Here is an 18,804-nt window from a genome sequence, read left to right as displayed (position 1 = left end):
GGGTCCCTCCTTTTATTGCGCCTGAACGCGCAACTCGGTCGCGCTACGACTTTGATGGCCTAATAAAGTATTCACATCCGCCGCTTTGGGTTTGACCAAATAGAAGCGATGCACCCAATGATCAAACTCATCCAGTAGCTGTTTTGCACGATCCGAGCCAGTGAGCTCAAAATGCTGAGCAATTAAGCCACGTAAATGCTCTTGGTGGATCGTGAGAGCTTCCAGTGAGAGTGCCTCGACCAATTCAGCATTGATATGGGCATGGAAGTCGCCCTGCTCATCCAGCACATAAGCAAAGCCGCCTGTCATTCCAGCGCCAAAGTTGACACCGGTGCGCCCTAGAATTGCCACAATACCGCCTGTCATGTATTCACATGCGTTATCGCCTGCGCCTTCCACAATGGCATGGACGCCTGAGTTGCGTACCGCAAAGCGTTCCCCTGCTTTACCCGCAGCAAAGAGCTTGCCGCCCGTTGCACCATACAGGCAGGTGTTACCCATAATGGTGGACTCATGGCTGGCAAACGCCGATCCAACCGGTGGACGGATGACAATCTGTCCGCCACTCATGCCTTTACCGACATAATCGTTGGCATCACCGATGAGGGTAATGTTGACTCCAGCGGCATTCCATACCCCCAGAGACTGGCCTGCGGTGCCTTGCAGTTGAATATCGAGCGGATTGGCTGCCATTCCGGCATTGCCATAGCGTTTGGCGATGACGCCTGACAAGCTAGCACCGACTGAGCGGTCGGTATTACGGACCGAGCGGTAAATACTCGCGCTACGATTCGCCTCAATCGCATCACTCAGTTCACTCAGCAGAGTCTGGTTCAGTGCCGCTTTATCGAATGGCGTATTCGGCTCACTGCAATATAAGGTTTTTCCCGGCCAAGGCGTTGGCGCCTCAAGGATATGACTTAAATCCAGTTTCAACTGTTTGGCGGTAAAGCCTTCAACTGCCTCTAATAAGTCGGTACGGCCAATCAGATCGGTGAGTTTCTCGACCCCGAGCTCAGCGAGCAGTTCGCGCACCTCTTCACCCAGGCCTTTGAAGAAATTCATCACCTGTTCGGGGAGGCCTTTAAAGTGATCGCGACGCAAGGTTTCATCCTGGGTTGCCACACCGGTCGCGCAATTGTTGAGATGGCAAATTCGCAGATATTTACAACCGAGTGCCACCATGGGGGCGGTACCAAAGCCGAAACTTTCTGCGCCTAAAATCGCCGCTTTAATAATGTCGAGACCGGTTTTCAAGCCGCCATCAACTTGCAGGCGAATTTTGTGGCGTAAGCCATTTTCCACCAAAGCTTGCTGGGTTTCGGCTAGGCCGAGCTCCCAAGGGCTACCTGCATACTTCACCGATGTCAGCGGGCTGGCACCGGTACCGCCATCGTAACCCGAAATGGTAATCAGATCGGCATAGGCTTTCGCGACGCCAGTGGCAATGGTGCCAACACCTGGTTCCGAGACCAGCTTAACCGAGACCAGTGCCTGTGGATTCACTTGTTTTAAGTCGAAGATCAGCTGCGCTAAATCTTCAATTGAGTAAATATCATGATGAGGCGGCGGCGAAATCAGGGTGACTCCAGGCACGGAAAAGCGCAGTTTCGCGATCTCTGCGGTCACTTTATGCCCTGGCAGCTGCCCGCCTTCACCCGGTTTCGCACCTTGCGCGATCTTGATTTGCAGCACGTCGGCATTAGTTAAGTAGTGCGGGGTGACGCCAAAGCGGCCTGAGGCAATTTGTTTGATCCGAGAATTACGCTCGCTATTGAAGCGACGTGGATCTTCACCGCCTTCTCCAGAGTTGGAGTGACCGCCTAGACGGTTCATGGCAATGGCGAGAGCTTCATGGGCTTCTGGACTTAAAGCGCCAATTGACATAGCGGCTGAATCAAAGCGTTTAAACAGCTCGGTCGCGGGTTCTACGCGCTCGAGTGCAAGCGGCGTTTGTGCTTTTTTCAAGCGCATTAAGTCACGCAAGGTCGCGACCGGACGTTCATTGACCGTGTTGGCGTAGGTTTTGTAATCCATGGTTTCACCCGAGCGGACCGCGCTTTGCAAGTTGGTCACTACATCGGGGTTATAAGCATGGTACTCACCGTCATGCACATATTTGAGCAAGCCACCGTGCTCAAGCGGTTTGCGTTTAATCCACGCGCGACGGGCAAGGTTGACGAGGTCTTGTTGGAAATCGTCAAAATTTGCCCCTTGAATCCGACTCGCGACGCCTTTAAAGCAAAGTTCAATGACATCGTCATGCAGACCTACGGCTTCAAACAGTTGCGAGCAGCGGTAAGACGCAATGGTCGAGATCCCCATTTTCGACATGATTTTGTAAAGGCCTTTATTGATGCCATTACGGAAGTTAACCATGACGTCACGATAAGGTTGGTTGACCGCACCAATATCGACCAAATTAGCCAAAGTTTCGTAGGCCAAATAGGGATAAACCGCGGTGGCGCCAAAACCGAGTAACACCGCAAACTGATGGGCATCACGAGCGCTACCGGTTTCGATGATGATGTTGGCATCACAGCGCAGGTTCTTGCTGACCAAACGTTTTTGCACTGCACCGACGGCCATGGCGGCTGGGATTGGGAGTGTGTCTTTATGAATACTGCGATCAGACAGCACGACCAAGACGGTGCCATCGCGGATACAGCGCTCAGCTTGATCACAAAGGTCAAGGATCGCTTGGTGAAGATCTTTCTCGTTCGGGTTGTAGTTAATATCGAGAACCGTATTGCGGTAATAGGTGTCGTCCAGCTCGAGTAACTGGATCAGATCTGAAAACAGCAGTACGGGCGATTTAAAGGCAACCCGTTCGGCATGGCCATCGGTCTCGCAAAAGACGTTCATCTCGCGACCGATACAGGTCGCCAATGACATCACGTGATTTTCCCGTAACGGATCGATAGGTGGATTGGTGACCTGAGCAAATTTTTGCCGGAAATAGTCACTGACACAGCGCGGACGCGAAGAAAGCACCGCCATTGGTGTGTCATCGCCCATGGAGCCGGTCGCTTCTTGGCCGATATCACCCAAGACCTTGACTACCTGGTCAATCTCTTCGTTCGACATACCAAACAGCTTTTGATACGTCTTGAGCTGACCATCTTGCAAGTTGCGGCTGCCTTCACTGGTTTGTGGATCCAGATCTTCAAAAGGCGTCAGGCGACGGACATGTTGCTCGAGCCATTCGCGATAGGGGTGGCGGCTTTTGAGCTCATTATCGATTTCACCTGAGTGCCAAATTTTGCCTTCTCGTGTATCAATGACCAGCAACTCGCCTGGCCCGACACGCCCTTTTTCTTCAACTTCATCCGGTGCGTAATCCCAGATGCCGACTTCAGATGCCAAGGTAATAAATTTATCTTTGGTGATCACATAACGCGCTGGACGCAGACCGTTTCGGTCAAGGTTACAGGCCGCGTAGCGACCGTCTGACATCACAATGCCGGCTGGACCATCCCAAGGCTCCATATGCATCGAATTAAAATCATAGAATGCGCGGAGCTCGTCATCCATATCTGGATGATTTTGCCAAGCAGGCGGCACAAGCAGGCGCATGGCTCGGAACAAGTCCATACCACCGGCAAGAAAGACTTCCATCATGTTATCGAGGCTAGATGAGTCTGAACCGGATTCATTCACAAATGGCGCCGCTTGGTATAAATCTGGCAATAATGGCGAGTTAAACTTATACGCACGGGTCCGCGCCCACTGGCGGTTGCCTTCAATGGTGTTGATTTCACCATTGTGTGCGAGGTAGCGGAAAGGTTGGGCAAGCGGCCAGCGCGGCTGTGTATTGGTACTAAAACGCTGGTGGAACAAACAAATCGACGACTCAAGGCGAAGATCGGCCAAATCAGTGTAAAAGCGCGGCAGATCTGCCGGCATACACAGTCCTTTATAGACAATGGTTTGGGTCGACAAGCTGGTCACATAAAAATCTGCATCATCGGTGAGGGCCTTTTCGGCGCGACGACGTGCAATGTAAAGGCGACGTTCGAGATCGCGAGCTCGCCAGCCGGCTGGACCATTGATAAAGACTTGCTCAATCACCGGTTGAGACTGTTTGGCGATGTCTCCAAGTACGTCAGGATTGGTCGGTACCGTTCGCCATCCCACCACTGAAAGGGTTTCAGCGTTGATTTCTTGCTCGAAGCGTTGTTTGGCTTGTTGGGCTTTAGCTGGATCGGCGCTTAGAAAAATCATGCCGACCGCGTAAAGGCGGCTAAGCTTCCATTGATTTTGCTCAGCGATAAGGCGGAAAAAGCGGTCTGGCTTTTGCAGCAGCAATCCACAACCATCGCCTGTCTTACCGTCTGAGTTGATACCACCTCGGTGGGTCATGCGGTCAAGTGCAGCGATAGCGGTACGAACCAGTTTGTGGCTTGGCTCTCCCTCTTGGTGGGCAATAAGGCCAAAACCACAGTTATCTTTTTCCAGCATTGGGTTGTACAGCGACATTGCAATTCTCCCTTGCTACTGCGTGATGCGCAGTGATTGCATTTATTGTCGTGATCCTCCTGACCACTCTGAGCGGGCTTAGCCTTGTGACTATGCTCCCGTTATGTTGTGATTTTTTAACGAGATTTGTCGGTTATTGGTTATTTAACTAGCTGTTTTTAAAAACAATAACCGAATCAAATAAGGGGAAAACACGACTCAGCGACCTTCCAAATTAACGGGAAACCCCGCAAAGGTCAAATTTTTGTATGCAACCTTTATGCATATACAAATGTAAAAAACGACGATTTAAGATTATGATTTAGCGTGCTTTTAATGCGGATAAACAGGGAATAATAGCTATTCGCAATTATGCTTTTTAGTTAAATAATTATTAAATAAAGGCAGAATTTGAGTAGATATTCTAATTTTAACAACAAACAGAGAAGGGTGCGTTTTATGCGTCCACTTTCATAGCGAAAATCACTACAGATTGATGTAATAAAATAACAGATGATATTTATAAAGCTGTGAACAGGGTAATCACGCCCCCAATGTAATGTGTGGCAGAATACGATGCGAGTGAAAACTGGATAGAACACATTAGGGACAAGGGCACAGGAGCGGCATGGCGTTTTTTATTTTTTTGCTTGTTTTATTGGCCGGTGGCGTGCTGGGTTACGGATGGCGAGCGCGTCAAGAGACAGTGGCGCTATCTGACTGGCAGGTTTACATGGCCAGCTTGGAAACGCCGCATGCCATTGTAACTGCCGAACAGGGCGACATTTTATATGCCAATGCTGCATGCGTAGACACCTTTTCACTGGTCGATAGCCAACAGCAATTTAAAACCGCTACCCCGCGACAGCAGCAAGCCGTTCAGGCATTCATTATGGCACAGCCTTGGCCGCAACCTTTTTCTCATGTTGATGCGAAAGTCCGAGCGCCGGGGGCGAATCGGGTGCGTGTCAACGTGCAGTTATCGGGTTTACCGATTCGTTGTCGAGGGAAGCGAGCATGGGTTGTCTCCTTATCATCGGCGGATCAGCGCACCCATTGGCAACTTCATGAGCAAGAGCAAGGCGTACTCTTGAGCGTGATTAACTCGCTGGAGGAGTTGGTGTGCTTTCAAGATGTGGAAGGGAATGTGGTCGGCACCAATGCGGCATTTGATCGTTTTTGGCAAGGCCGTGAGCAAGAGGCCATTGTTTGGCAAGCGGATCAGCCGCTGACGCAGCCTCAAACTGAACGGACATGGGCGACACAACATAATGATGAAAGCTGTTTATTAGAGACCAATATCACCGCACTTAAAAATGATAAACAGGCAATCATTGGTACCTTGTGTATCAGCCACGATGTGACCAACTGGCACCAGATGCAAGAGCGATTACAAAAAGAAGCGCAACAGCGCCAATCCGTTGAGCAGGTCTTAGAGCAACGCAGTCATTTACTCAGTGCGATTTTTAAGTCGAGTATCGATCCGATTGGGATCTATGACCAAGACTACTATCACTTGGCTTGCAACCAAGCTTATGCTGATGCATTAGGCACGACGATTGAGGCGTTGGAAAACGCCCCTGCGCAGAAAGTGGTTGATCCTGATATCTTCGATCAACATCGACAGCGTGATCAACAAGTATTGGATACGGGTGAAACCATGACTTATGAGGATGTCATTCTTGGTCCGTTAGGCGAGCAAACCTGGTATGAGGTGGCAAAATCACGCATTCAAGATCCGGTGACGGGCGCCCCTGCCATTTTGCTGATGGCTCGGGATATTACCGAAAGAAAAGACACGCAACAGCAGCTTGCCGACGCCATAATGGCTTTGCAAGCACTCAGTTTTGTCGACAGCCTCACCCAAGTGGCGAATCGACGTAGTTTAGATGAACAGCTGAGCAAACTGTGGCGTTCACAAGCGCGTGAAGGCACGCCACTTGCCTTTATCCTCTGTGATATCGATCATTTTAAACGGTACAATGATCACTATGGTCATCAACAAGGTGACTGGGCGTTACAAAAAGTGGCAAACGCATTGACCTCAGCCGTTCACCGGCCGCTTGATGTGGTGGCGCGTTATGGCGGCGAAGAGTTTGCCATTGTATTGCCGCAAACCGAACTGAACGGCGCTATCCAGGTTGCCGAGACTGCACGCGAGCGGGTGCTATCGGCAGACATTGCCCATCATCAGGCCGTGATTACCGGTAAAATTACTATCAGCCTTGGCGTTGCTTGTGTGACACCCTCCGCGGATGGTGATTACGGTGATTTAATCCAGCAAGCGGATCGCGCTTTATATCAAGCTAAACGCAACGGTCGAAATCAAGTGAGTGTAGTGAAAGGCATGCCGGCACCACACGGATCAAGCCCTCGACGCGCTTCGGTCGCCGAATCGACTTACCTAGAATCTAGCGGTTAATCATCCTTTATGAAACAACTTAAAGTCCTTGCACAATATTATGTCGATTTACTGGTTAAACTCGGGATTGTGCGCTTTAGCATGCTGCTCGCCTTAGCCTTAGTAGCGCTGGCGGTTGTGGTACAAGTGGGCATCACGCTGGTGCTTGAAGGCACGGTCCAGAATATCGACATTATTCGTTCTGTATTTTTTGGTCTGATCATCACTCCCTGGGCGGTCTATTTTTTATCAGTGGTGGTGGATCAACTGGAAGAGTCTCGTCAACGTTTATCCAAGCTCGTCTCAAAACTTGAAGAAATGCGCGCGCGCGATATGCGTTTAAACCGCCAATTAACCGAGAACATTGAGCAGCTCAACTTAGAGATAGAAGAAAGAGAAAAAGCTGAGGAAGCGCGGCAACAGGCGATTAAAGATCTGGAAAATGAAGTTTATCAGCGTGAAAAAGCCCAGTTAGAATTGGCTGAGCAAACCGCGTTACTGCGATCATTTATCGATGCCTCGCCCGATTTAATTTATTACCGCAATGCCCAGGGCCAGTTTTCCGGTTGCAATCGCGCAATGGAAGAGCTCACCGGTTACGATGAGAAAACCCTAAAGGGCATGACGCCTTGGGATGTTTATCGTGAAGATATTGCTGAAAAAGTGGTTGAAACGGACCAGCAAGTTTTTGATGCTAATGTCTCGATTACCTATGAACAATGGCTGGAATATCAAGATGGTCGAAAAGCCTATTTTGAGTTGCGCAAAGTCCCTTTCTTTTCACGAGACGGGCGACATCTAGGATTACTCGGCTTTGGACGCGAAATCACCGAGCGTAAGCGTTACCAAGACGCGCTAGAAAAAGCGAGTCGAGAAAAGACAGCGTTTATTTCGACCATTAGTCATGAACTTCGTACCCCGTTGAATGGCATTGTGGGGCTCAGTCAAATACTGCTCGACTCTCAATTAGACGATAAACAGCGTAATTACTTACGCACCATTTACGTTAGTGCCATCACGCTAGGCAACATTTTTAATGATATTATCGATTTAGATAAATCCGATCGAAAACGTTTGTCATTGCATCCTACCAGCATCGATCTGCGCGAGTTTGTGACCGAGATTGATAATATATCGACATTGATGGCGGAGCAAAAAGGTCTACGTTTTGAACTCGAGCGGGTTACGGACTTGCCCGAGTACGTTGCAGTGGATGCGACCCGTTTACGGCAAATTCTTTGGAACCTGGTGGGGAATGCGGTCAAGTTTACCAAGCAAGGTTGTGTGATTATCACGGTCAGTGCTGAGGTTGATCACGATACTGCTCATCTGTGTTTTGATGTTGAAGACAGTGGTATTGGGATCCCTGCGGATGAGCAAGATAAGATCTTTGCAATGTACTATCAGGTGAAACAAGCAGGTGAAAACCTACATGCCGTGGGCACTGGGATTGGCTTAGCCGTTTCGCGTAAACTGGCGCGTTTGATGGGTGGCGATATCAGCCTCGACAGTGAAGAAGGTCAAGGCAGTACGTTTACACTTACGGTGAGTGTGCCACTGAGTGAACCCAATGAAGAACAGATGCCTTCCCCTGCGCTGATAAACAATGCGTTACGTATTTTGCTTGTCGAAGACATTGAGCTGAATATCACCGTCGCCACCAGCTTGCTTGAAAGCCTGGGTCATGACGTCACCGTTGCTCGCGACGGGCAAGCCGCGCTTGATGCTTTTGTGCCTGGCGCGTTTGATCTCGTCTTACTCGACATTCAGTTACCGGATATGACCGGGTTTGATGTCGCCGCGACATGGCGACAGCATCACGCGCATTTACCGCCCTTGGTTGCTCTGACGGCCAATGTGATCAACGATAAAAATAGCTACTTAACGCAAGGTATGGACGATGCTATCAGTAAACCCATTAGTGTCTCAGCCCTCAATCACGTGATTTCGCATCATGCTTTGGCCGGCGAGGCGGTATCCGCGCAGACTGCTGAATCTGAACCTCAGACGCAAGCGGCGCGGCCAGTGGCGAGTGAGCAAGCTGAGCGCTTATTGGATATGGACATGCTCACCGGATACGTCGAGCTGGTGGGAATTAAGCCTGTACGCCAAAGTATCGAAATGTTTGAAGCAACCATGCCAGACTATATCGCGATCTTAGACTCGAACATGACCGCACGCGATCAAGACGGCATTGTTTCAGAAGCCCATAAAATTAAAGGCGCCGCGGGGTCGGTGGGGTTAAAACATATCCAAAAAGTCGCGCAAAAAGCTCAGTCGCCTGATTTACCGGCATGGTGGGAAAACATTGCTGATTGGATCGATGAAATAAAAGCGGGTTACCCGCACGATTTAGCGGTATTAAAGGCCTGGTTAGATGAGCAAAGCGACACTCACCGTTAACCTGATAAGATCAAAAAAAGGCGCCTTAGATTGGGCGCCTTTTGCCTGTACAAACGGTAGTTTTCACCGACTATCGGCTTAGCGTTGACACTTACTGCTCTTCAATCTCGCCGCAGAAGCGATAGCCTTCACCGTGAATGGTGGCAATAATCTCGGGTGTGTCGCTGTGCGATTCAAAGTGCTTACGGATCCGGCGAATGGTGACATCAACCGTACGATCATGCGGTTTCAAATCGCGGCCGGTCATTTTCTTCAGCAGTTCAGCACGGGTCTGGATCTTGCCAGGGTTTTCACAAAAGTGAAGCAATGCACGGAACTCAGAACGAGGCAGTTTGAAGGTTTCTCCCTCAGGATTGATCAGTGAACGGCTGTTAATATCTAACGTCCAACCATTGAAGGTATAAACGTCAACATTACGTTTCTCTTCACTCCCGTTCACACTGCTTAACGCACGCGTGAGCAGGTTGCGGGCACGGATAGTCAGTTCACGGGGATTAAACGGTTTGGTGATATAATCATCTGCACCGATCTCCAACCCAAGGATTTTATCAACTTCGTTATCTCGCCCGGTCAGGAACATCAGTGCCATATCCCCTTGTTCACGTAGTTCACGCGCCAGGAGTAGGCCATTTTTACCAGGCAGGTTGATATCCATGATCACAAGGTGAACGTGGTGGTTTGACAGGATTTGATGCATTTCGTCGCCATCGCTGGCTTCAAACACATTGTAACCTTCGGCTTCAAAGATACTTTTCAGCGTGTTACGTGTGACCTGTTCGTCTTCTACAATCAGAATTTGCGGGGTTTGCATTGGCGATACCTAATATCTAAATAGAATCCGGTTATATTCCATAGTCTAGACCGACTAGCCTGTGAAAAAAATTTACAAAATGCGAGGAATGTCTACCGCGAACCTCGCAACTAACATATGGCACGCCATCCATAGAGAAGTGTTCGTCGATGCTAGACAACGCACCGTGTGTTCCAGCTTGAGACGGGGCATGGCGGACTTGATTCAACGCCAAGCCGATCACTGTGCTATCCATTAATTATCGCCAATTGTATTCATTTAACAGCACGCTAACAATATATTAGGATGAAGGTTGATGATTTTTTTCATCCTTTATTGACCCCAATCAAAAGCATGTTACGTGTCAGTTAGTACCAACTATCCGTTTAACTTTATGAATAATCGCGCATAATTAGTAATTAAGCATAGTATTAGTCGCCAATGGATGTAAATAATGTGTGATCAAAATACGCAGCAAGATTTGTGGAAAACTTACCAATCGATCGCTTTTCATGCCCCTCAAGCGCCCGATGCGGCTGCATTTGCTATTCTTACCGCATTTAATCCACGCAGCCAACCTTTATCTGACAATGAGAATTACTTACGTAATGAGCGGCTTGCCAAGGCGATGACGCAGGCCGGTCTCCGTTATTGGCCGATGAATGGTGGCGCACCGGATGGAAGTTGGTTTGAACCTGGTTTTGCGGTCGCGATTGCGTCATCGGATGCCGTGGCCTTGGCGAAAACTTGGGAGCAAAACGCGATTTACTGGGTTGAAAACGATACATTATGGTTGTTGCCTGCCTTAATGACAGACTTTACGCCACAATCACTTAACGTGCGTTTTTCTTCCTTGTTGGTGGCGGCAAAGACGTAAACGAGTCACCCTATTAATAATGAGGAGAAACATATCATGGACGATAAACTGCCTGACTTATGTGACCAACACCCTGACGCGGTGCAATGGATACCGATGCAATGGTTTGACTATGGGGCAAAACGTGGCTTTGAAGGTCGAGTACGAACGGTGCGTTGCTATCGCGATAACTCGAAAGTGAAGGCGTTATTGGCGTCGCCCGGTGATGGGCAGGTGTTGGTCGTTGACGGTTCAGGTGCCATGGATAGAGCTTTGTTAGGCGACTTAATTGGACAAAGTGCGGTCGATAACCATTGGGCGGGGATTGTGATTGCCGGGCCCGTGCGTGATGCGGCCACCTTATCCACCTTACCGCTGGGCATAAAAGCACTGGGAGTGTGTCCAATTAAGACGCACAAATACGGTCAAGGTGAGGTTGATGTGGCGATTACGCTTGCGGGGATCACCCTGACAGCGGGGGATTATCTGTATGCAGACCAAAATGGTGTGATCGTGTGCACCAATCCGCTAAACACGTGAATCAAAAACTTAGCCCTACCCCGAGTTGATAGATAGGTTCGGGGGCGGCGTCGGCATCAAACTCAACATCTAGTCCGGCATTGACGCCAAAAGCGTCGCTAAATTGGTAGCGACTGCTGACGCCCCATTGATCAATTAAGGCGTTATCATTGTCACGGCTAATCTGGCTCGACACACGTAGCTTGTCGGTAAAATGATAATCAATGCCGCTGAGTAAACCATGCGCGCTGGTCGATTGTGCAGTCTCGCTTTTTAACTGTGTTCCTATGTAGACAGAGATATTCTGTAGTGGATAGCGATAGCCTGATTGGACCGTCCAGCTGTCAAAGCCTTGGCTCGCCGAGGGAATAGACTGAATAAAAAAATGCTCTGACGCCAATTCAGGTGCGGTGTTCCACGTGAGTTTTTCAGCCCACGCGGGTGTCGCCACGACGTGTAGGGCGAGGACCAACCATCCTAGTTGTTTTACGCTCACATCCTTTGCCTCTTAGCTTTTGATTAACGCTGAGCTCGGTGGGCTCTTTTTTGTTCGCTATCGTGAGTGTAGACAAAAAAAACGTTTTGTAGTCCATGACCTGTGACGATCAAGCTGGTTTTATTGCCATCTGTGTATGACTCAGACGGTTTTCGTCGTTGTATGGGCGTACATCGTGAAAATGCCCCGCTTTCACTTGACGTTGCAGTTGTTGCCAATAGGCCGCCTCAAATAGCTCAGGATGAAGACGATCAAACTCTTTTGCCACCGTACGGTTAACCAGTAAAAAGGTACGAAATTCCTCGGGGAATACATCGTTCTCTCCCACGCTGTACCATGGCTCAGCCGCTAATTCGTCTTCAGGGTAACGCGGCGGCGGAATACGGCGGAAGTTAACCTCGGTTAAATACGCGATTTCATCGTAATCATAAAAAATCACCCGGTTGTGGCGACTGACACCAAAGTTTTTAAACAGCATATCGCCGGCAAAGATATTGGCGGCGGCCAGTTCTTTTAATGCATCGCCATATTCTTGTACCGCCTGGGAAATCGCCTCGGGTGCCGCTTGTTCTAAATAGATATTAAGTGGGATCATTCGCCGCTCCATGTACAGGTGGCGAATCCGTACTTCGCTGTCGGTCACCGTGATGCAAGACGGCGCCACCGCGAGCAGTTCGTCGATTAATGCGTCACTAAACCGATCGCGAGGGAAAATAAAATGACGGTATTCTTGGGTGTCGGCCATGCGACCAACACGGTCATGCTCTTTGACCAGCCGGTATTTCTCCCGCACTTGGGCATGGGTCATTTGTTTTTGCGGTGCGAACTTATCTTTGATGATTTTAAACACAAACCCGTATGAGGGGAGGGTGAATACAGACATCACCATGCCTTTTACGCCGGGGGCGATATCAAATAAATCGTCTGAGTTTTCCAGGTGATGAAGAAACTCACGGTATAACTCTGTCTTACCATGCTTTTGACATCCGATGGCGGTGTAGAGCTCTGCGGGCGTTTTATTGGGCATGAGCTGATTGAGAAAGTCGACTAAAGCGGCAGGTACCGGAGCGTAAACCATAAAGTAGGAGCGAGCGAAGCCGAATACGATGCTGACGTCATCACTGTCGGTAATGCAGGCATCAATATAGAGCTCACCGTGATCAGAAATCGCGAGCGGCAATACCAGCGGTCGGCGTTGATTGGCCATATCGAGCCTGCCAATCAGATACGCGCCTTTATTGCGGAAAAATGGCTGACGGACCATCTCAAGGGTGAAGCTCATTGTGAGCTGGGGGCCAAAGCGCGCCTGCAGGATTTGGGTTATTCGCTTAAGATCACCGGTTTTATCTCGCCAAGGTAGGGTAAACGGTGTGCTATCTAGCATTCGTTCTAGCGTGGCATAGATGCCTGCTTGAGATTGAAACCGCCGAAGTAGTGGCGTGGGGTACTTAGGAATCCGTCCCCCTTGAGCGCTTTGCACAAACAATTTGTCACGACGAATATTCCGATGCTCAAAGATCCGGCAGTAGACAGAGTTAAAAAAACTCTCAGCGATATCGTAGCGCGGGTAATCATCGAGCAACCGGATATAGGCCGCTTTTACCGCCATCAAAAACGAGCGAGTGGCGTGTTCTTTCCCAAGCATCGCGCGGAGCTGTTGGCTGACTAAGCCAACATGGTGGTCATAAAATTGAATACGCGTTTTAAGTGCAAGCTGCACACTTTGCCAATCTTGTTGTTCAAAGCGTTCTTGTGCGCCCGATGTCACATCGAGAAAGCGACCGTACATGGCATCCGAGCCTTGTAAGATGGTGTTTGCAACCAGCTGCGCCATGGCGTCCTGTGTCATTTTCGCTCCTTTCCGTGAACGTTTTTCCCTCGGTTCAAGCTCGCAGAGTTTTGCTGAAAAAGCAATCGGCATCACTTTTTTGTTGACCTTGGCAGCATGATTCGATACACCTAAGGGGAACTCAACAAAATAAATGATAAACGCAACACACATGCAACTAACGATCAGCACCTTGACCACCACAACCACCATTATTACTGGCACACTTTGTGTTGGTGCGGGCTGATACGCACAGAATTTCCAAAAAAAGCCCGTACCTTCCCAGGTACGGGCTTTTTTTTATCTTAAAGAGAGAGGTCCCAAAAGGATGCGAGTTTTAAAATTTGGTGGTACATCGTTGGCCAATGCCGAACGATTTAGCCGCGCTGCCGATATTATTCTGAGTAATCAAGGACAAAGTGATGTCTCTGCGGTTTTGTCCGCGCCTGCTAAAGTCACCAATATTTTGGTCTCAGTGGTCGACAACACGGTCAAACATGGTGAGGCAGAGCTGCCACTTAAAGAGTTAGAAAGCCTTTTTACCGATCTTTTTCATGGGCTTGCCGAGTGTCAACCTAACCTTGAAACTCAGCCTCTATTTGACAAATTAACCCGTAGTCTCGGACAGCTTCGTCAATATGTGCACGGCATGAGCCTGCTCGGTTTGTGTCCCGATAGCACCTATGCGCGCGTGGTAAGCAAAGGGGAGCGTTTATCGGTAGCGGCAATGCATGCGCTCTTAGAAGCTCGTGGCTATGCCGTGTTTGATATTGACCCCGTTAATTATTTTGCTGCGTCGGGCAGTTATTTAAGTGCCGAAGTGGATATCGAAGCGTCATCGCAGCGATTTAAACAATCTCCGATCCCGGCGCAACATATCGGGCTGATGCCAGGCTTTATGGCCGGAAATGAAAACGGTGAGCTGGTTACGTTAGGGCGAAATGGCTCTGATTACTCGGCTGCTGTGCTGGCTGCGTGTGTGCGCGCCCAATGTTGTGAGATCTGGACTGATGTTGATGGCGTTTACAACTGTGATCCGCGTCTAGTGCCTGATGCACGCTTGCTAAAATCACTGAGCTACCAAGAGGCGATGGAGCTGTCTTATTTTGGGGCCAAAGTTCTCCACCCTAAAACCATTGCGCCGATTGCCCGGTTCCATATTCCTTGCCTCATCAAAAATACCGCCAACCCGCAAGGTGCAGGCACCCTCATTGGTGATGATAGTGGCGAGGATAAGCTGCCAATTAAAGGGATCACAACCTTAAGTGACTTGAGCATGGTGAACCTGTCAGGTCCGGGCATGAAAGGGATGGTGGGGATGGCATCACGTGTGTTTGGCGCCATGTCGTCGGCTGGGGTATCGGTTGTTCTTATCACTCAATCATCCTCTGAGTACAGCATTAGCTTTTGTATTCAAAACCAAGATAAAACCAAAGCAGAAAAAGCACTGAGTATCCACTTTGAGCTCGAGTTGAAAGACGGCTTGCTCGAGCCGGTTGAGTTTATCGATGATCTTTCAATTGTTTCCTTAGTGGGTGATGGTATGCGCACATCAAAAGGGGTCGCATCGCGCTTTTTCACCTCTCTGGCGGAAGTGAATGTCAATATTGTTGCCATCGCTCAAGGCTCATCAGAGCGTGCAATTTCGGCTGTTATTCCCTCAGAGCGGGTATCCGAGGCGGTCAAAGCCTGTCACGAAAACTTATTTAATAGCCAGCACCATTTGGATGTCTTCATTGTTGGGGTCGGTGGGGTCGGCGGCGAGCTCATCGAGCAAATTCGTCGTCAGCAGGCCAAGCTTCGTCAGCAAGGGATTGTGATGCGTGTGTGTGGGTTGGCCAATAGCAAGGGCATGTGGCTGAACAGCCAAGGCATTGATCTGGATACCTGGCGCGATGATTTACCCAATCATCTTTCCCACTTCAGTTTGGCCGGCATGATCCAGTTAGTGCAGCGTAATCACATTATTAACCCAGTGCTGATCGACTGCACCTCGAGCCAACAAGTCGCTGACCAATATACGGCGTTTTTACAGGCGGGGTTCCATGTGATCACGCCGAACAAAAAAGCCAATACCAGTAGCCTTGCGTATTACCACCAGCTGCGTCAGGCGGCGCGTGCAACCCACCGTAAGTTTATGTACGAGACCACGGTTGGTGCTGGCTTACCTGTGATCGAAAACTTGCAAAACCTGATTGCAGCCGGGGATGAACTGTCACGCTTTTCCGGTATTTTATCCGGTTCACTGTCTCACATCTTTGGCAAACTAGATGAAGGGGCAAGTTTTAGTGAAGCTACCAACGTGGCGCGAGAAAACGGCTATACCGAACCGGATCCACGGGATGACTTGTCCGGGATGGACGTGGCGCGCAAGCTTCTTATCTTAGCTCGAGAGGCTGGCATGGAGCTTGAACTCGATGACGTCAACGTGGAGCCGGCCTTACCGCCAGGCTTTGATCAATCCGGTGACGTCGACAGCTTTATGGCTCGGCTTCCTGAAGCGGATGCTTATTTTAAGCAATGGTCGGAGCAGGCTGCGCAAGAAGGGAAAGTATTGCGTTATATTGGTGGGATTGAGAACGGCCAGTGCTTTGTGAAAATTCAAGCTGTTGCCAGTGATGATCCAATGAATAAAATCAAAGACGGTGAAAACGCACTGGCATTCTACAGCCGCTACTATCAGCCAATTCCGTTAGTTCTGCGCGGTTACGGCGCAGGGACTGCCGTAACGGCGGCGGGGGTGTTTGCGGATCTGATGCGAACACTCGGCTGGAAATTGGGAGTATAACCATGGCGGTACGTGTTTATGCGCCAGCATCGATTGGTAATGTCAGTGTTGGCTTTGATGTGTTGGGCGCCGCAGTTAGCCCTATCGACGGCAGTTTACTTGGCGATGTGGTTGAAGTAGCTGATGGGGGAAAAACGCCTTTTTCATTGCGCTGCCAAGGCCGCTTTACCGATAAGTTACCGCCGGATGAGCAAGATAACATTGTGTACAAAGCTTACCTGGCATACGCCGCAGCCTTGCAGGCGAATAATCAGTCGGTCAAACCTGTCGCTATGGTATTGGAAAAGAATATGCCGATCGGGTCGGGGCTGGGATCTAGTGCCTGTTCGATTGTGGCCGCTTTGGATGCGTTAAACCGCTTTCACGATCATGCGTTAGATGAAACCACCATGCTGGCGCTAATGGGAGAAATGGAGGCATCGATTTCAGGCAGTCTTCATTATGATAATGTCGCGCCCTGTTACCTCGGTGGGTTACAGCTCATGCTCGAAAGCCAAGGCGTGATCAGTCAAGCGGTGCCGCACTTTGAAAACTGGTATTGGGTCATGGCCTATCCTGGTATCAAGGTATCGACGGCAGAGGCCCGTACTATTTTACCCGCGCAATATCGCCGTCAGGATGTGATCGCACACGGCCGTTATCTCGGTGGTTTTATTCATGCGTGTCACACCCAACAACCTAAACTGGCGGCCAGTTTAATATGTGATGTGATTGCTGAACCTTACCGACAAAAATTACTCCCTGGTTTTGCTGAAGCACGGGCGCACGCGGCAAACTGTGGGGCATTGGCTACGGGAATATCCGGCTCAGGACCCACCCTGTTTAGTGTCTGTGACGATCAACAGGTTGCTGAACGTTTGGCGCAATGGCTGCGTGAGCAGTATGTACAAAATAACGATGGCTTTGTTCATGTATGTCGCATTGATGGACAAGGCGCAAAAGCAATAGGAAGTCATGCATGAAGCTTTACAACATAAAAGATCACAGCGAAGTCGTTTCGTTTTCTCAAGCGGTTCAGCAAGGGTTAGGGCGTGGACAAGGGCTGTTCTTTCCCGATGCTTTGCCACAGTTTGATGACATGGATGCACTGCTTGCCATGCCATTGGTTGAGCGCAGTACCGAGATCTTGTCGGCACTGATTGGCGAGGAGTTGCCCAAAAGTCATGTGCGTGAGCTGGTCAGCGAAGCGTTTAATTTTGACGCTCCGCTTAAGCAAGTGGGCGAACATATTCATGCGCTCGAGCTTTTTCATGGGCCGACATTGGCGTTTAAAGACTTCGGCGGCCGTTTTATGGCGCAGTCAATTGCAGCGGTGTCTGATGGTAAAAAGATCACTATCTTGACTGCAACGTCCGGGGATACAGGGGCCGCGGTTGCTCACGCCTTTTATGGGATCGACAATATTGATGTGGTGATCTTATACCCAAAAGGCAAAATCAGCCCACTGCAGGAAAAGCTCTTTTGTACCCTTGGCGGCAATATCCATACCGTCGCCATTAATGGCGATTTTGATGACTGCCAAAGCCTCGTCAAACAAGCCTTTGATGATAACGAACTGCGACAGACGATAGGGCTTAACTCGGCGAATTCGATCAATATCAGCCGTTTGATGGCACAAATCTGTTACTACTTTGAAGCGGTCGCCCAAGTGCCCAAGCACAAACGCGATCAATTGGTCATGGCCGTGCCGAGTGGTAACTTTGGCAACCTGACGGCCGGGTTACTGGCCAAAGCGATGGGTTTACCGATTAAACGGTTTATTGCCGGAACCAATGCCAATGACACGGTACCGCGTTATTTGCAATCCGGTCAGTGGGCACCGCATCAAACCGTGGCAACCTTGTCAAATGCGATGGATGTGAGTCAGCCGAATAATTGGCCCCGTATTGAAGAGCTGTTTCGCCGTCAGCAATGGCCGTTAGCTGAGCTCGCCTCTGGGTGGGCAGACGATGAAGAAACGGCAGAGAGCTTACGCGCGTTGGCTCAAGCCGGCTATTTATGTGAACCTCATGGGGCAATTGCTTACCGGTTACTTGAGCAGCAACTTGAAGATGGGGAAGAAGGGATCTTTTTATGTACGGCTCATCCGGCGAAGTTTAAAGAGTCGGTTGATGCCATTTTAGAAAAAGATATTCCCTTGCCCGGTCCGTTAGCCAAGCATGCGCAGATGGCACTGTTATCTAGCGAGCAAGACGCTGATTTTACCGCTTTAAGGGCGTATTTACTTCGATTGGCAAACGCGTAATAAAAAAAGCCCGCTCTCTA

At 49.6% G+C, this 18,804-nt stretch carries 11 protein-coding genes and 1 other annotated feature; of the genes, 7 read left to right on the top strand and 4 right to left on the bottom strand.

Annotation, left to right across the window (positions count from 1 at the left end):
- Positions 1-12: 12 nt before the first annotated feature.
- On the bottom strand, positions 13-4,479 hold the full coding sequence (gene gltB, locus BZG76_RS00820; RefSeq protein ID WP_077459815.1) for a glutamate synthase large subunit: 4,467 nt from the start codon (positions 4,477-4,479) through the stop codon (positions 13-15).
- A 607-nt stretch (positions 4,480-5,086) separates the two neighbouring features.
- On the opposite strand from gltB, the gene BZG76_RS00815 reads away from it, so the two are divergent.
- Both BZG76_RS00815 and arcB read left to right on the top strand, forming a co-directional pair.
- Positions 5,087-6,880 carry a diguanylate cyclase domain-containing protein gene (locus BZG76_RS00815; protein ID WP_077459814.1) on the top strand — a complete coding sequence of 598 codons (1,794 nt, stop codon included), beginning with the start codon at positions 5,087-5,089 and terminating at the stop codon, positions 6,878-6,880.
- A gap of 9 nt (positions 6,881-6,889) precedes the next feature.
- Complete coding sequence (arcB, locus tag BZG76_RS00810) at positions 6,890-9,262, top strand: aerobic respiration two-component sensor histidine kinase ArcB (RefSeq protein ID WP_077459813.1); 2,373 nt, start codon at positions 6,890-6,892, stop codon at positions 9,260-9,262.
- Positions 9,263-9,353: 91 nt separating this feature from the next.
- Here the strand turns inward: arcB and arcA are convergent, their stop codons facing one another.
- On the bottom strand, positions 9,354-10,073 hold the full coding sequence (arcA, locus tag BZG76_RS00805) for a two-component system response regulator ArcA (RefSeq protein ID WP_021022133.1): 720 nt from the start codon (positions 10,071-10,073) through the stop codon (positions 9,354-9,356).
- Between the two features lie 433 nt (positions 10,074-10,506).
- On the opposite strand from arcA, the gene BZG76_RS00800 reads away from it, so the two are divergent.
- Both BZG76_RS00800 and BZG76_RS00795 read left to right on the top strand, forming a co-directional pair.
- Complete coding sequence (locus BZG76_RS00800) at positions 10,507-10,929, top strand: DUF3293 domain-containing protein (RefSeq protein WP_077459812.1); 423 nt, start codon at positions 10,507-10,509, stop codon at positions 10,927-10,929.
- A gap of 36 nt (positions 10,930-10,965) precedes the next feature.
- Positions 10,966-11,448 carry a putative 4-hydroxy-4-methyl-2-oxoglutarate aldolase gene (locus BZG76_RS00795; protein ID WP_077459811.1) on the top strand — a complete coding sequence of 161 codons (483 nt, stop codon included), beginning with the start codon at positions 10,966-10,968 and terminating at the stop codon, positions 11,446-11,448.
- Between the two features lies 1 nt (position 11,449).
- On the opposite strand, the gene BZG76_RS00790 is transcribed toward BZG76_RS00795, so the two are convergent.
- The gene (locus BZG76_RS00790) at positions 11,450-11,923 is read right to left on the bottom strand and encodes a hypothetical protein (RefSeq protein WP_077459810.1); all 474 of its coding nucleotides are present in this window, start codon (positions 11,921-11,923) and stop codon (positions 11,450-11,452) included.
- Positions 11,924-12,032: 109 nt separating this feature from the next.
- On the bottom strand, positions 12,033-13,772 hold the full coding sequence (gene aceK, locus BZG76_RS00785) for a bifunctional isocitrate dehydrogenase kinase/phosphatase (RefSeq protein WP_028569570.1): 1,740 nt from the start codon (positions 13,770-13,772) through the stop codon (positions 12,033-12,035).
- A 164-nt stretch (positions 13,773-13,936) separates the two neighbouring features.
- Positions 13,937-14,054, top strand: a sequence feature (Thr leader region).
- A 25-nt stretch (positions 14,055-14,079) separates the two neighbouring features.
- On the opposite strand from aceK, the gene thrA reads away from it, so the two are divergent.
- Genes thrA through thrC form a run of 3 tightly spaced genes read left to right on the top strand, consistent with a single transcriptional unit; the run spans position 14,080 to position 18,784 of the window.
- The gene (gene thrA / locus BZG76_RS00780) at positions 14,080-16,539 is read left to right on the top strand and encodes a bifunctional aspartate kinase/homoserine dehydrogenase I (protein ID WP_077459809.1); all 2,460 of its coding nucleotides are present in this window, start codon (positions 14,080-14,082) and stop codon (positions 16,537-16,539) included.
- Positions 16,540-16,541: 2 nt separating this feature from the next.
- Positions 16,542-17,501: a homoserine kinase gene (thrB, locus tag BZG76_RS00775; RefSeq protein ID WP_077459808.1), complete on the top strand. Its 960-nt coding sequence runs from the start codon at positions 16,542-16,544 to the stop codon at positions 17,499-17,501.
- The gene (gene thrC, locus BZG76_RS00770) at positions 17,498-18,784 is read left to right on the top strand and encodes a threonine synthase (RefSeq protein ID WP_077459807.1); all 1,287 of its coding nucleotides are present in this window, start codon (positions 17,498-17,500) and stop codon (positions 18,782-18,784) included. The genes thrB and thrC overlap by 4 nt, the downstream gene beginning before the upstream one ends.
- Positions 18,785-18,804: the final 20 nt, after the last annotated feature.

Origin of the sequence: Salinivibrio sp. AR647, assembly GCF_001995415.1 — a bacterium.
Lineage (GTDB): Bacteria > Pseudomonadota > Gammaproteobacteria > Enterobacterales > Vibrionaceae > Salinivibrio > Salinivibrio costicola.
Note: the sequence above shows the minus strand (reverse complement) of the source record. Positions and strands in the feature narration are given on the sequence as shown.